11 protein-coding genes are annotated in these 14986 nt (G+C 53.3%); 9 read left to right on the forward strand and 2 right to left on the reverse strand.

The window, feature by feature from the left end:
• The first annotated feature begins 209 nt into the window (after positions 1 to 209).
• The 8 genes from FGS76_RS00085 (at position 210) to FGS76_RS00120 (ending at position 12684) form a co-directional block, all read left to right on the forward strand.
• Positions 210 to 1433, forward strand: coding sequence for a tetratricopeptide repeat protein (locus FGS76_RS00085; protein ID WP_138770599.1), 1224 nt, complete (start codon positions 210 to 212; stop codon positions 1431 to 1433).
• Positions 1430 to 4240, forward strand: a complete 2811-nt coding sequence (locus FGS76_RS00090; RefSeq protein ID WP_138770600.1) for a helicase-related protein — start codon at positions 1430 to 1432, stop codon at positions 4238 to 4240. Before FGS76_RS00085 ends, FGS76_RS00090 begins: the two co-directional genes overlap by 4 nt.
• A 292-nt stretch (positions 4241 to 4532) precedes the next feature.
• A complete protein-coding gene (locus FGS76_RS00095) occupies positions 4533 to 5156 on the forward strand; it encodes a hypothetical protein (RefSeq protein WP_138770601.1) in 624 nt (207 codons plus the stop codon).
• A 154-nt stretch (positions 5157 to 5310) separates the two neighbouring features.
• Positions 5311 to 5790 (forward strand): HEPN domain-containing protein, encoded by a 480-nt coding sequence (locus FGS76_RS00100; RefSeq protein WP_138770602.1) that lies wholly within the window; start codon positions 5311 to 5313, stop codon positions 5788 to 5790.
• A 53-nt stretch (positions 5791 to 5843) separates the two neighbouring features.
• Positions 5844 to 7553 carry a class I SAM-dependent DNA methyltransferase gene (locus FGS76_RS00105; protein ID WP_138770603.1) on the forward strand — a complete coding sequence of 570 codons (1710 nt, stop codon included), beginning with the start codon at positions 5844 to 5846 and terminating at the stop codon, positions 7551 to 7553.
• The gene (locus FGS76_RS00110; RefSeq protein WP_138770604.1) at positions 7546 to 8868 is read left to right on the forward strand and encodes a restriction endonuclease subunit S; all 1323 of its coding nucleotides are present in this window, start codon (positions 7546 to 7548) and stop codon (positions 8866 to 8868) included. The genes FGS76_RS00105 and FGS76_RS00110 overlap by 8 nt, the downstream gene beginning before the upstream one ends.
• Positions 8865 to 9536, forward strand: a complete 672-nt coding sequence (locus tag FGS76_RS00115; protein ID WP_138770605.1) for an abortive infection family protein — start codon at positions 8865 to 8867, stop codon at positions 9534 to 9536. The genes FGS76_RS00110 and FGS76_RS00115 overlap by 4 nt, the downstream gene beginning before the upstream one ends.
• Positions 9529 to 12684 carry a type I restriction endonuclease subunit R gene (locus FGS76_RS00120; protein WP_138770742.1) on the forward strand — a complete coding sequence of 1052 codons (3156 nt, stop codon included), beginning with the start codon at positions 9529 to 9531 and terminating at the stop codon, positions 12682 to 12684. Before FGS76_RS00115 ends, FGS76_RS00120 begins: the two co-directional genes overlap by 8 nt.
• A gap of 127 nt (positions 12685 to 12811) precedes the next feature.
• On the opposite strand, the gene FGS76_RS00125 is transcribed toward FGS76_RS00120, so the two are convergent.
• Both FGS76_RS00125 and FGS76_RS00130 read right to left on the reverse strand, forming a co-directional pair.
• Entirely contained in the window at positions 12812 to 13231 is a 420-nt protein-coding gene (locus tag FGS76_RS00125; RefSeq protein WP_138770606.1) for a hypothetical protein, read from the reverse strand.
• Positions 13232 to 13389: 158 nt separating this feature from the next.
• Complete coding sequence (locus tag FGS76_RS00130) at positions 13390 to 13890, reverse strand: JAB domain-containing protein (protein WP_138770607.1); 501 nt, start codon at positions 13888 to 13890, stop codon at positions 13390 to 13392.
• Positions 13891 to 14506: 616 nt separating this feature from the next.
• Here FGS76_RS00130 and FGS76_RS00135 point away from each other — a divergent pair.
• Positions 14507 to 14947: a hypothetical protein gene (locus tag FGS76_RS00135; protein ID WP_138770608.1), complete on the forward strand. Its 441-nt coding sequence runs from the start codon at positions 14507 to 14509 to the stop codon at positions 14945 to 14947.
• Positions 14948 to 14986: the final 39 nt, after the last annotated feature.

Genomic DNA, 14986 nt, shown 5'->3' on the forward strand with positions numbered 1-14986 from the left:
ATAGGGCGGAGGAAGTCGGACGTCGCTTGGAAAACTCCTCTGCCTCCTTTGAATGTGTCTTCATCGTTCCGGAAATTGATCTCATCCCGGAGCGCCGGTAAACCCGTTGATCATTTCCCTCCAGACTCTTTCCGCACGCTCCTCGACCTCTTTAGCCTCATGAAGATTCCGTCTCAGCGAACAAGCCATGAAATAAAAAGGTGCTGCGTGTGACTGTTTCGGTGCTTCAAAGGGCTGAACGCCTGTTCCGATCAGGTGAGTGGGCCGAAGCGATCGACTCACTCGAAGCGCACCTGAGAACCCACCCGTTGGACAAAAAGGCGGCTGGTGTGCTCGGAAAGATCTATGTAAAGACTAAAAAGCCAGAGTTGGCAGCATATTGGTTAAAATATTCCTTGGGAATAGCGGGCAATAGCCGCTGGCGTCGGTCTGCTGAGTCTAGCTCCCATGTGGAACAAAGCGAAATTGATCTATATGACCTCGAATACACCAAGAACTTAAATGAAGTTTCTAAACACTATAACCCTCATGACGGTTACGGTGCTGACATCGAAAGGTCCGATGATCAAGAGGCTGCGCAACTGAAGGCCTGCCCGGGAAAAGGCGATGTAGTCGGTCCGGATGATGCGGAAGATGACTTCGGACCTGAGCCTGACCTGGAAGTCGGATCCGACTTCGAAGTCGATGACGAAGACCTCAAGTTCTTCGCTGTAGATGACGATGAAGAAGCCGGGCTCGAGGAGGACACCGATGAGCTTCTGATAGATGCGGATCTCTATAGTGAATGTTCCAGCCATGCAGATTTTGAAGAGCCTGAAGAACTGCCTAGTCGACTAACCGATCTGGAGAAAGCACAGCAACTTGCGACGGCCCTTGCCGTGGATGCGGATTGGCCAAAGAAAGATCTAGGTGTTCTGGCTGAGATCCTGGCATACCACCGAAACAGTGGAAGGACACGAGAAGCCCTAGAATCCCTTTTGTTGAATGAAGGTGTTGACGTCTATGAGCTTGTGATGCTTCACGAGATTCGGTTGCTGTGGGGCGGAGCGGGGTATAGTCGATACTACTTCCGAGGAAAGGCCATAGACGGCGGACCGGCAATATCATGGGTTCTCGCTCTAAAAGTCGTGCGGCAACTCCAGGCCAGCAGCGCCGAGGAAGTGCTGTTGTTCATCGAAGACTGCTTCCAACAATGGAGCGACACCAGATACTTAATCTATCAGTTCGCGGCGTTCAGTCAGTACCTGAAACACATCATAGAGCATATGCAAGATGTGTCAGAGCGCTGCGGTCAGCCACCTCCGCCATTCATAGATTTTGATCTGTTTGGAGAGGTCGAGGGTACCTATGGAGGCTGGAGCATGCACAGGGAGAGCGTCCCTTATGGATATAATATTATAAGTTTGATGCCCGGAGACGGAGAGTGGAGATGATGGAGCCTGTAGGAGGGGCTTTAGTTGCGCCCGCCGCCGACAAAAATAATAGCACTTTAGGCGTTGTAAGGTCAGTCGGAGAGAGAGGCGCGAACAAGGTCAAGGTCTACTGGGTAAAAGATGATGACGTACGCTGGCATAATTTATCAGAGATTCGCTCAGCTCTTCGGGTAGGGCATCAGGTTCTTCATAAGCCGGCATATAGAGCGCAGCGATCTTTGGGTTGGGGTGTTGTTCGATCTACTCGAGAAATCGCCGGTAACGACCAAGTTTTGGTGGAGTTTCCCGAAAAGGATAAACGAGTATGGTTGCCATGGCAGCGCCTTATGATGATCCGGGGTGTAAAGCACGCATTCTTTACCGGAAAGCTGGGCGACGGTGATGCCGCCGAGCGTCAGAGACTGAGGATACTTGCCTGGGCAATTCGTCTCTGGAACGAAAATACTGGTGCTTTGGCGTCTTTTGATATTGACCCACTACCACACCAGATCCATCTTGTTCATCACATTCTGGCTTCTGGTCAATATAACTGGCTGATCGCGGATGATGTCGGCCTTGGGAAAACCATCGAGGTCGGCCTGCTTTTGTCGGCACTCCGGCAGCGTGGCGAAGCTCGTCGCGTCCTCCTCGTCACTCCGGCCGGATTGACGCGGCAGTGGCAGGAGGAGATGTCCGGAAAGTTCGGCCTGAATGAATTCTTGGTATACGGTGATGACTTCACTGTAAACGACCCAAGACACTGGAAGATGTTTGATAATGTTGTAGGTTCCATGGATCGCCTTAAACAGGATGAGCATCTTGACTCTCTCATGCAAGCAGAGCCATGGGATCTGATTATTGTCGATGAAGCACACCGGTTCACTCGCAGGCAGTATGGCAACAAGCTCGACGCTAGTCAGAGATATGAGATGTTGCAGAAGCTGAGACGTCGCACTGAATCCATGCTTTTGCTTACCGCCACACCGCATCAGGGAAAAGAGGATAGTTTCACAGCGCTTCTTGAGCTTCTTCAACCGGAAAGAAGGGAAGAACTTAACACCCTCTCAATAAATCCGGAAATTATTGGAGAAATGGTGATCAGAAATTATAAGGCGGACGTCACGGACATGGATGGAAACTTTATATTTTTTGGAAAGACGGTCACGCAGATCAATATCCCATCTTCAGAAGCCTTTCAGAACTTCGATAACATGCTCCGTGACTATTTGAAAAAAGGCTATGCGGCAGAATCAGCCCTAAATAGCAATAAAGGACGTGCTATCGGCTTTGTCATGGCTGTCTACCGTAAGCTTGCCTCCTCTAGCGTTGCCGCCATTCACAATGCGCTAGTTAAGCGTAGGGAGCGTCTCCAGGGCCGGCTGAAGGAAGAGGATGGCGACGACGAGGACGGTCGCTATCAAGGTGAAGTGGAGGAGCGGGCGGTCTATAAAACCGAAGCAACTCCATTTTTTGAGGGGGAAGAGGCGCTCCTCGAGGATTTGATTGACGAAGCACATTACCTAAAGGGCGTGGATTCCAAAATCGATGCTTTCATGAAATCGATAGTTGATGTGATCGTTGCGAGCAATATAAAAGAGAAGGTTTTGGTGTTTGCGGAGTATCGTAGTACACAGAGCTGGATTGAGCAGGCACTTAAGTCTCGTTTTGGAGAGAGCAGCGCCGTGTTAATCCATGGCGGCATGAGCATGGACGAAAGACGTTCAGCGATCGACAGCTTTGAAGATGCAAGCGGAGCCCAGTTCTTAGTCTCTACGGAGGCTGGCGGTGAAGGCATAAATTTGCAACATCAGTGTCATATCATGGTCAATTACGATTTGCCCTGGAACCCTATGCGGTTGGTGCAACGCATGGGGCGCTTGTACCGATACGGTCAGGAAAAGCGAGTGATCGTTTTTAATATGCACCAAAGTGCTAGTGCGGACGATCAAATTATAAACATTCTGTATCAGCGTTTGGATAAAGTTGCTGAGGATATGGCGAATGTTGAAAAGCATGAATATAACGAGGCGTTAAAAGACGATGTCTTGGGTGAGCTGGCTGATCTCATTGACATAGAGGAAGTCTTGATTTCCGCAAGTAATGAAACGATCGCTCGGACAGTTGAACGAGTTGACGAAGCTTTAGAGCGTGCAAGAAATGCTTCAAGTAAGCAGCATGAATTGTTCCAACATGCTGCAAGCTTTGACGGAAAAGAGCTAGATGGTGTTGTTAGCATTTCCGCTGCCCATTTGCAGGCGTTCGTTGAAGGAATGTGCAGAATTCTAGGTATTGAGATCCTTGAAAAGACCCACAAAGGGCTGGTGTGGCAGTTGCGGTTTTCCGATGAAGTCAAGGAGGCGACGGGGGTTTCTCGCAGCCGGTGGGGTGTTGTGTTCGACCGGATGCTTGCAACCCGAAGGAAAGACTTGCTTCCCATCACCACAGATAACTGGTTCTTCCAGTATTTGCTGAGTACGGCGGCAGACTATGAATTTGGTGGCGTGGCTGCGGTTTCGGGGCAGCTGGGAAGTGATTGGCTGCTGACGGCGGTAGCAAGGTGGCAAACCGATAGGGGGCGCCGCGCGCGCCAAGAACTGGCTCTTATCGGGGTTGAGAATGGTAAAGCTATCTTAAATCCCAAATGGGTCCCAAGCTGGCTATGTCAGCCGCTCTATGATGACCAGTTAAATCTGCCAGATAAAGCACAGGCTAAGCAGGCGTTCGAATTGGCCCAGGACAAAGTGGAAAGCTTCCTCGTGGAAAAAAGCAGCAAAGCCTTGTTGCCGGATGAGGCTCAGTGGCTGGCAGGAGCGGGAAGGGCAGTTTAAACGTTGCTGTCGACCGATCGATCCATTGCTAGCATTCATACGGCGCCGCCAGATTCCGATCTTCTGCCTGAAAATACGACATGTCCATGTCGTCAGCATGGTCATGTAGATAATGGCGTCATAAAGTAACTTCTGTCACGGAAGACGTTTCGGGCAGGGATGCCCCATTCCGCTGGCCGGGTTGGCCGGGCTGGTATCCACGGAGAGGATCGTGGGCCTATATGTTGGCCAGTCAGCCGGCATGGACAAGAAAGGGCCGCTATCGGTCTCAAAAATTGAAGGGGGAAGGCTTATGAAGCACTACATTGGTATTTCACTAATGCTTTTAGGACTCTGGGGCTGCACCGCCGCGCCCGTGAAGGAACTTCCAGAGAACGTCACGCTTTCGGAGCCGCAGTCGCGCATGGGATCCACGGTCCGCTTGGTGGACGCCGTAACCTTCGAGCGCCAGGGCGCCGTGAAGCAAAGCCCGGCTACCTGCGTGTCGCTTAATGTGGACAACAGCGAGGTTACCCTGAGCGATAGCTCGGCGTCGTTCGTCGGCGCGTATACTGGCACCTACTACGACATCGAGAGCAGCCGGAAAGAAGGGGGAGGCGCCACGCTACAGCACGCCGATGAGGAGAGTGGCGTCGTGGTGGCCAAAGGCGTCACCGAGTACACATCGGGCGGTTTGATGCCCATCGGTCACGCGGCCAGGTACAAGCTGCTAGTCGCCCCCATGCCGGGCAAGACGGTTGTTCAGTTCAAAGACATTGAATATGCCCAGAAATCAACTGGTTACATGGAGAATACGGGATTTCAGCGGCTGGGCACCTGGTGGGGCTCAGGGGTGATGGATGCCTACGCGGCGATGGAACAGCAGGCAGACAAGGTGCTGGACTGCATCTACTCGGAGTCGCTGGTCGGCGAGTGATCACTCACTCTGCCCGCTCTTGGCATGCTGTTGCATCAATTGCCTTGACCAGGCTGGCGCCCCATTCAGACTGTGATAAGGTTCCAAAAAAAGCGTTATTGGCCAGAAGGTCGCGGAACGCTGTGTCGCTCGGAGCGGGCGATTAGGGAGGGGCATGCAAAGGACTCATCAGGGGCTGAAGGCGCGCCAGCGCGCCGAACGGGTCGGCTATTCCGACAATCTGGGGCTGCGCGTCCACCGAGCTTTAAGCTGGCTGGACCGTGCCGAGCATGAGGCGGATCCGGATAGTCGCTTCATTTTCCTGTGGATTGCCTTCAACGCCGCCTACGCCAAGACATTGATGATCGGTTTCACCTCAACGAGCCAGCCAGCTTCAAAGCCGCCAAGAAAGCCGCTAACCACTCCCTGGCCAGACAGGATACACCGGCGGTGCCTATCTATCGTCTCCAGCCGCATTTACATCCTACGTAACCAGATCATCCACGCCGGCGCGACTTGGAACGGTAGTGTCAACCGTGTGCAAATTCGCGATTGTGTCGCGATCCTCGGTGATTTGGTGCCTCGGGTCATCGAAGTGATGATGGACAATCCCGGGGGGCTCTGGAGCGAGGCCGGCTACCCAGTAGTAGGATAGCTCCGATACGAGCCGATACCTTATAAACTGAATGTAGTATCAATGGGACAGAAATGAAGCAAACAGAACAGGAATTCCTTAAAAGTCTAGACGACAAGCTCTGGAAAGCCGCCGACAAGCTCCGCGCCAACCTGGATGCCGCCAATTACAAGCACGTGGTGCTGGGCCTAATCTTCCTGAAGTACGTATCCGATGCGTTCGAGGAACGGCAGGAAGAGCTGTTGGAACAGTTTAAAGATGAGAACGACGACGTCTATTACCTGCCGCCGGAAGACTGCGACGACGAGGAGGACTACCAGCAGGCCCTGCTGGAGGAGCTAGAAGTACTGGACTACTACCGCGAAGCCAATGTGTTCTGGGTTCCGAAACCCGCCCGCTGGAACACCCTGAAAGAAAAAGCTGTGCTGCCTGTGGGGTCCGTGCTCTGGCAGGACGATGCAGGTAACGATGTGAAGATGCGTTCCGTGTCCTGGCTGATCGATAATGCCCTGGAAGAGATTGAACAGAATAATCCCAAGCTCAAGGGCATTCTCAATCGCATCAGCCAGTATCAGTTGGAGAACGAAAAGCTGCTGGGCTTGATCAACACCTTCTCTGATACTTCGTTCACCAAGCCAGTGTTCGGTGGCGAGAAGCTAAGCTTGCAGAGTAAAGACATCCTCGGCCACGTCTACGAATATTTCCTGGGCCAGTTTGCTCTGGCTGAAGGCAAGCAGGGCGGCCAGTACTACACGCCTAAAAGCATCGTTACCCTTATTGTGGAGATGCTTGAACCTTACTCCGGCCGAGTATACGACCCCGCTATGGGCTCCGGCGGCTTCTTTGTTTCCAGCGACAAGTTTATCGAAGAACACGCCAAAGAGCAGCACTACGACCCCAGCGAACAGAAGAAGCACATTTCCGTATACGGCCAGGAGTCCAATCCCACCACCTGGCGGCTAGCGGCAATGAACATGGCCATTCGGGGTATCGATTTTAACTTCGGCAAGAAAAACGCGGATACCTTTCTGAACGACCAACATCCAGACCTTCGCGCCGACTTCGTGATGGCCAACCCACCCTTCAACATGAAGGACTGGTGGAGCGAATCCCTGGCCGAAGACAGTCGCTGGAAATACGGTACCCCTCCCAAGAGCAACGCCAACTTCGCGTGGATGCAGCACATGATCCACCACCTGGCACCCACCGGTAGTATGGCGCTGCTCCTCGCCAACGGATCCATGAGCTCCAACACTAACAACGAAGGCGAGATCCGCAAGCGCTTAGTGGAAGAAGACCTGGTGGAATGCATGGTCGCCTTGCCCGGTCAGCTGTTCACCAATACCCAAATCCCAGCCTGTATCTGGCTCCTAACCAAAGACAAAGCAAACGGTCTGGTGCGTAACGAGAAGAAGCGCGACCGTCGAAAAGAGCTTCTGTTTATCGACGCCCGCAACCTGGGATTTATGCGAGACCGGGTACTGCGAGACCTCGCCATCGAAGACATCGCCAAAATCGTTAACACCTTCCGAAGGTGGCAACGTGGAGACGGCTACGAGGATGTCAAAGGCTTCTGCAAAGCTGCCAGCCTGGACGAAATCAAAAAGCATGATTTTATGTTGACACCTGGTCGCTACGTCGGTGCACAGGAACAGAAAGAGGATGACGAGCCCTTTGCCGAGAAAATGGCACGGCTTACCGGACAGCTGCGTGACCAGTTTGCGAGTAGCGACGAGCTTAAAGCCGAAATTATGCGAAATTTGAAAGGGCTGGGGTATGAGTAGGGGAAGACTATCTGAGCTCGTTGAATTCAATCCCAAAAGGCCTTTAAAAAAAGAAAGTTTGGCGCCTTTTGTTGACATGGCCTCTTTGCCTGAGTCAAGCAGGGATATCTCCAGTGTCAGTAAACGTGAATTTAAGGGAGGGGGAGCCAGATTCATAGATGGAGATACTCTTTTTGCGCGTATAACCCCATGCTTAGAAAACGGTAAGACTGCGAAAGTGTCCGGGCTTGGGCACGGTGTCGTAGGTCATGGGTCGACTGAATTTATTGTGATGGCGGCTAAAGACCCGACTGTAGACGAGGACTTCATTTACTATTTGGCCAGAACGCCGGAGTTCAGAGCTTATGCTCAAGCAAGAATGGAGGGCACATCCGGTCGCCAGCGTGTCTCCTGGCAATCGCTCTCAGACTTCGAACTTGAGATACCTGATGCGAATGTAAGAAAGCTGGCTGGAGATATACTGAGAGCATTTGACGATAAAATTCAGGTAAACCGGAAAATTAACGAAACCCTTGAAAAGGTGGCTCAGGCTATTTTCAAAAGCTGGTTTGTTGATTTTGAGCCGGTCAAAGCCAGAATGGCGACTCTGGAAGCTGGGGGCAGCGAGGAAGATAGCGTGCGTGCCGCTATGCAGAGCATTGCCGGCAAGACGAACGACCAGTTAGCCCGCCTCCAGGTCGACCTTCCAAAGCAACACGCCGATCTCCGTGCCATTGCCCAGCTATTTCCATCCGCGATAAAGAATAGTGAGTTGGGGGACATTCCGGAAGGATGGCAAGTCACGACCTTTGGCGAGGTATCTACTTGTATGGATAAACATCGAATTCCCCTTTCAAAGATTCAGCGCGAAAAGAAGAAAGGAAGCATACCGTATTTTGGTGCAACATCGATTATGGACTATGTCGACGAATATATTTTTGATGGTGTTTACTTGTTGATTGGGGAAGATGGTTCGGTCCTTAAAGAAAGCGGGGCGCCATTTACCCAATATGTTTGGGGTAAGATGTGGGTAAATAATCATGCTCATGTGATTCAGGGCGTTTCTCCCGTATCTACTGAGCAACTTTTGCTTTTTATCAAAAATAAGAATATCGCCCCCTATGTTACCGGTGCTGTTCAGCTCAAGTTGAACCAAAAAAACATGAATAGCATACCTTTTATAAGAGCGGGGCGTGGGGTTTGCGAGGCTTTTGATGAAATTGCGAAGCCGATTTTCGAAGAAATTAGAAATCGGTATGATGAATCATATGTCTTGGCAAGAACTAGAGATTCATTACTGCCCCAGATTTTGTCAGGCGTTAGGGTTTTCAAATGAAAGTCGAGGTTTCTTATTGCCTGGTGAAAGCTGAGGCCAACGGCGACAAATATAAGATCAAGAAAACTATTGCTGCTATCAATAGTAGCCTTTTAGAAGGTGAATCTGGCTTGGTGGTCGGTCAGTGCAAAGCGCTAATTGAAAGGCTTTGCAAATCCGTCCTAAAGGAAAGCGGAGAGGATGTTGAATCGAGCATCTCAATGGGTCGGCTTGCAAAGAAAGCAATCACAGCGCTTGGCGTGGAGAGAACGGGGAATGAAAACCAAAAGACTCGAGAGGCTTTTATAAAGTTAGTTAATTCATTCTCTTCTCAGCTTGAAAACGCGGCAGGTGCTATAGGCACATTACGGAATGAATACTGTCCTGTTGCGCATGGTCGTGGTTATGATGAGCCCCAGTTGCATATGCTCTATGCCCACTTGGTTGCCTCGCAAACAGATTCATTGGCAACGTTCATATTGGAACTTGTGGAGCACAAGATGAACTTCGTGCCACAGATTAGGTTTTCTGACAACGAGGACTATAACGAGCATCTTTATGAGCAGTTTGGTGAGATCGAGGTATACGGGGACCTCTACCAAGCACCTGATATTCTTTTCAAAATGAATCCGTCGGTTTATAGGCGCGGCCTTGAGGAATACCGGGAGGGGGGCGTCGATGATCAATGAAAGTACTCTTGAGTTGAATTGTTTAGCTTGGTTTGAGCAAGGCGGGTGGGAGGCCGTAAATGGAGCTGATGCTGCACCGGATAGCTCAGACCCGGCTCGCGCAACATATCGTGATGTTTTGTTACTTCAAGATCTCCGCGCAGCGCTCGAGCGAATTAATCCTCATATGCCAGCACAAGCGCTCCAACATGCTGTGGATATCGTGCGGAAGCCAGAAAGCTTGGATGTAGCGTTCAGTAACCGAGCTTTCCACCGTCTTCTTCTGGATGGCGTACCGGTTGAGTATAAAAGTGACGATAAAGTGGTTCACGACAGGGCGTTTCTGGTGGACTTCGCCGATCTAGATGCCAACCGATTCCGAGCCATCAGCCAGTTTACCCTTGAAGGGACCAAGCAACTGCGCCGACCGGATGTCGTCTGTTTCGTCAATGGTCTGCCATTGGCGGTACTGGAGCTGAAAAGCCCCGGTATCGAGAATGTGAATATCTGGGACGCTTATAATCAGATTCAGACCTATAAAGACGAAGTCCCCGACCTGTTTGTCTACAACGAGGCCGCGATCATCAGTGATGGCTACCTCGCCCGGGTAGGCTCGCTTACGGCCAACCAGGAGCGCTATATGCCCTGGCGCACTCTTAAACACGAGGACGATAAGCCCCTGCTGGAATGGCAATTGGAAACCATGGTCCGGGGGTTCTTCGACCGCGAGTTGTTCCTGGATTACATCCGCTACTTCGTGATTTTCGAAACGGAATCCGACAACCTGGTCAAGAAGATTGCAGGCTACCACCAGTTTCATGCGGTGCGCGAGGCCGTTCGAGCAACCGTCATTGCGGCTCAGGACACTGGCGGCTACGGGATCAGAGAGAAGCGGGCGACTTACGGCGACGAGGTGGTTCCCGGTAGCAAGAAAGCGGGCGTGGTTTGGCACACCCAGGGCTCCGGTAAGAGTATTTCCATGTGCTGTTACGCCGGCAAGCTACTTCAACAGCCGGAGATGAACAACCCTACCCTGATCGTGGTAACCGATCGCAACGATCTGGATGGTCAACTCTTTGCGACCTTCAGCGGGGCCCGGGAGTTGCTCAAACAAGAGCCGGTACAGGCTGATGACCGTGACGCGCTGCGCCAGCTTCTATCGGAGCGGGAATCTGGCGGCATCATCTTCACCACGGTTCAGAAGTTCGCCCTGCTGAACGACGAGACCGGGCACCCTGTTCTCAATGATCGACACAATATCGTAGTGATTTCAGATGAGGCTCACCGCAGTCAGTACGGCCTGAAGGCGACTCTCAAGAAGGACGGCACCTACAAGTTCGGCTACGCCAGGCACATGCGCGATGCCCTGCCCAATGCCTCCTTCATCGGTTTCACCGGAACTCCTATCGAAAGCGAAGACAAAGACACTCGCGCGGTGTTTGGCGATTACGTTTCCATCTACGACATCCAGGACGCGGTGGACGATGGCGCGACGGTGCCGATTTTCTACGAATCGCGCTTGGCTAGGCTGGACATCAATCGCGACGCGATCGAGGAGCTGTCCGAACAGGTCGAGGAAGTCGTTGAAGACGAGGAGGATGTTGGCAGCCGTGAGAAAACCAAAGGTGAATGGAGTCGGTTGGAGAAGCTGGTAGGCGCCGGACCGCGCCTGGAGCAGGTGGCGGAAGATCTGGTGAGCCACTATGAAACACGCTCAAGATCAATCGATGGTAAAGCCATGATTGTGGCTATGAGCCGGGAAATCGCCGTTCACCTGTATAACGAGATTGTCGCTCTCCGCCCCGAGTGGCACGACGACGATCCGGAGAAAGGCGCCATCAAGATCGTGATGACCGGCTCCGCCTCCGACCGCGCTCTGCTGCAACCCCATATCCACAACAAGAAGACCAAAAAGCGGTTCGAGAAGCGCTTCAAGGACATTAACGATCCGCTCAAGTTGGTGATCGTGCGGGATATGTGGCTCACCGGCTTTGATGCACCTTGCTGCCACACCATGTACGTGGACAAGCCCATGAAGGGCCATAATCTGATGCAGGCCATCGCGCGCGTAAACCGTGTGTTCAAGGACAAGCCGGGCGGGTTGGTGGTCGATTACATTGGCATTGCCAACGAACTGAAACACGCTCTGAAGACCTACACTGACTCCAAAGGAAAGGGATCGCCCACCCACAGCGCCGAAGAGGCCTACGCTATCCTGCTGGAAAAGCTGGATATCGTCCATGGCATGTTCGCGCCTGGACCACAGGGTAAGGGATTCGACTACAGCGCCTTTGAAACCGAACCGCATAAGCTATTGGTGCCTACCGCCAACTATGTTCTCAGCCTGGAGGGTGGGAAGAAGCGATTCCTGGATACCGTGCTGGCCATGAATAAGGCTTTCTCCCTGTGCGCCACCCTGGACACCGCCCAGGCACTACAGAAGGAGGTAGCGTTCCTATCCCAGGTAAAAATAGCCATTACTAAGTTCACCAGCGTGGACAAAAAGCTGACGGAAGATGAGAAGAACACCGCCTTGAAGCAGATCCTGGACAATGCGTTGGTCGCCGAGGGCGTAACCGATGTATTTGCGCTATGCGGCCTGGAGAAGCCGAATATCGGGTTGCTCTCCGACGAATTCCTGGAAGACGTTCGACAGATGCCCTACAAGAACTTCGCCGTGGAGCTTCTGGAGAAGCTGCTCAAGGATGACATTAAGGCTAAGACCCGGAACAACGTGGTGCAGGAGAGGAAATACGGCGACCGGCTTCAGGAGACGCTGCGCAACTACAACAACAGAGGTATCGAAACGGCGCAGGTCATTGAAGAGCTGATCGCCATGGCCAAACAGTTTCAGGCGGAGATGGAGCGGGATGCTGCTCTCGGACTCAACCCGGACGAGGTGGCCTTCTACGATGCTTTGGCCAGCAACCAAAGCGCAGTTCGCAAGTTAGGTGACGAAACCCTGAAGAAGATCGCCGTGGAGATCACCGAGAAACTGCGCAGGTCCACTACCGTGGACTGGCAAGTGAGGGAAAGCGTTCGGGCCAAGCTGCGGATTTTGGTGCGGAGAACATTACAGCGCTACAAATATCCGCCGGATAAAGCGCCAGCGGCGATTGAGCTGATCATGGAGCAAGCGGAAGCGTTATCGAACCACTGGACGCAGTGATGCGCTGGTCGAAGGACTTCGCCACGCGGACGAAGCCCCAGTCGGGCCGACATCACAGCGAAACGCCGGCGGATGCCATTATCACGGTACTCGGCGGGGTGCTTCCCTGCTCAGACGCTGGCCCCTCTTAGGGAGCATCTTCACGGGTAAAAAATGCATCGACCAGGTCCCGGATGATCAAATCGGCTTCTTCGTCGGATGGGAGCTCACCGTGATTTAAGATCAGATGCACGCCCAGAAGATGACCGAACGCGGAAATGACCTCGTACTCGAACATACCGTATTTGGGGCTCAGGTGGCCCCAACGGCGCCGGCTGTACGCCCAGATCCGGTCCAAGTAGCGACAGCTCTCTATCATCAGTTTCATGCGGCCTGAGCTCCAGAAGTTAAGTAAGCGCTCACTCCGATATGGGTCTCTTTGGGATGTCATAAGCCCTTCGCAGAGAAAGGCCCCCCAGATCGGGGCGACGGCTCGAGGCAGGACCTCGCTTTTCAGGTCCGCCGCCAGCGCTAACCGGCGATAGGGCGATGGATCGTTGGAAGACATGGCGTTTCTCCGGTGGAAGATGGATGTTCAGCCAGTGAAGAGGCTTCTCTAGCTCGGAAGGCTTATGGCGCAGTATTAAGCTGGCCATAGGCGGCGCCCCAGCCGGTCTGGCGGGGCGACATCGGAAAGACGAGTCGAGCCAGTAGGCAGGGCGCAGTTCAGACCCAGCCGCGCCGGGACAGGCTTTCCCAGCCGGACTGAGACACAACCAGATGGTCCAGGACACGAACGTCGATCAGGCTCAGAGCTTTGACCAGCTGCTGCGTGACGTCCCGGTCTGCTTGGGACGGCTCACAGTGTCCGGAGGGATGGTTGTGCGCGAGAATTACTGAGGCTGCGTTCCATTCCAGGGCTTTCTGCACGACGATCCGGGGGTGAACAGTGGCCCCATCGACGGTGCCAAAGAACAGCCGCTCAAAGCTGAGCACCTGGTGCTTGTTGTTCAGGAACAGCACCGCGAAGTGTTCGTTCTTCTCGTTCGCCAGCGCCATTTGTAGGAACTTGGCGGCGTCCTGGGGGGTGGAAAGGGCCTCGCCTCGAGTCAGGCTCTCCTGCAGGATGGCGGCGGCGGTGCGGATAATATCGTCCGAGGTGATCGGACCGAAGGCGTGATACAGGCCCTTCTCACTCTTTACGAAGGTCTTGTCGCAATCGCACATAGGGGGTCTCCAGAAGCAAAAAAGCCCGCGTGAGCGGGCTTGGAAGGGGAAAACAAGGAATCAGTCAGCGTTAGGAGGCTCCGAGGGCACCGCGAACCGGTGTCCGCACCGCAGGCACTCCAGCGAATCCAATTGGGTTTGGTCGATCAGGTCACCGAGGGCGGCTCCGCCGGCACCTCCGACAAGGCCGCCAGCCAGCCCTCCGAGTAGCAGCGCCATAGCCATGCCGGGCGGGCCTGCAGCCACGCCCAGAGCGACACCGAGTTGCATGCGACCGGCGCCGGTTGCTACTCCGCCTACTACGCCCGCAATCGTGCCGGCAGCGCCGCAGGCTTTCCTGGCGTCATGACGGGTGCCGACATGGATCGAGCTGCAATTCGGGCATTGCAGAATCATTGATACCTCCAGTTGGTGGTCACCAAGGGTTCGATTCCCTGGGCTCATGGAAGTAATGTGTACCTGAAAAAATCTCGAATAGAGCGCCGATACCCCAGGCGGGCAGCGTGTCCGGGCGTGCTGTACGTTGGCTGGAGTTTTAGAGCGCGGTGGTGCGACAAAATCTGTCGCGATTAGACGGGATGATCGAGAGGAAATGGCGTTAGCGCGAAGGGGAAGGATGAATAACTATCAGAACGTGCGAACAGCGGTGAACCGTTGGGCCCAGGGCCACTACCGTGCCATTCAGGACTCGGGCACGGAGCTGAGCGATGCTGGTGTCGATCTGGCTAGAAGTGTGGGCGTGCTCGAGCCTACTCATATCAGAGTAATGCTGGTCGATCAGGTGCCGATCATGGAAGACCCGGTGATTAGCTGCCTGGCCAAGAGCGTTGGTATGCTGAATGGGACGATAATGGGGATGACCTTCGGGCATTCGATCTACATAGCCAGTGGCTTTGAGTCAACGCGTCTGTATTCCCATGAGTTTCGTCACGTCTACCAGTATGAAACGTTCGGATCGTTAGAAGCCTTCATGGAGGAGTATCTCCATCAAGTTCTGACGTTTGGGTACAGCAAGGCGCCTTTGGAGCTGGATGCGAAGGAGTTTGAGATTGAGTGATTGTGGGAGCGATCTATCTTGGTTTTGGGAATCCGATCT

The organism is Alloalcanivorax gelatiniphagus (assembly GCF_005938655.1).
GTDB lineage: Bacteria > Pseudomonadota > Gammaproteobacteria > Pseudomonadales > Alcanivoracaceae > Alloalcanivorax > Alloalcanivorax gelatiniphagus.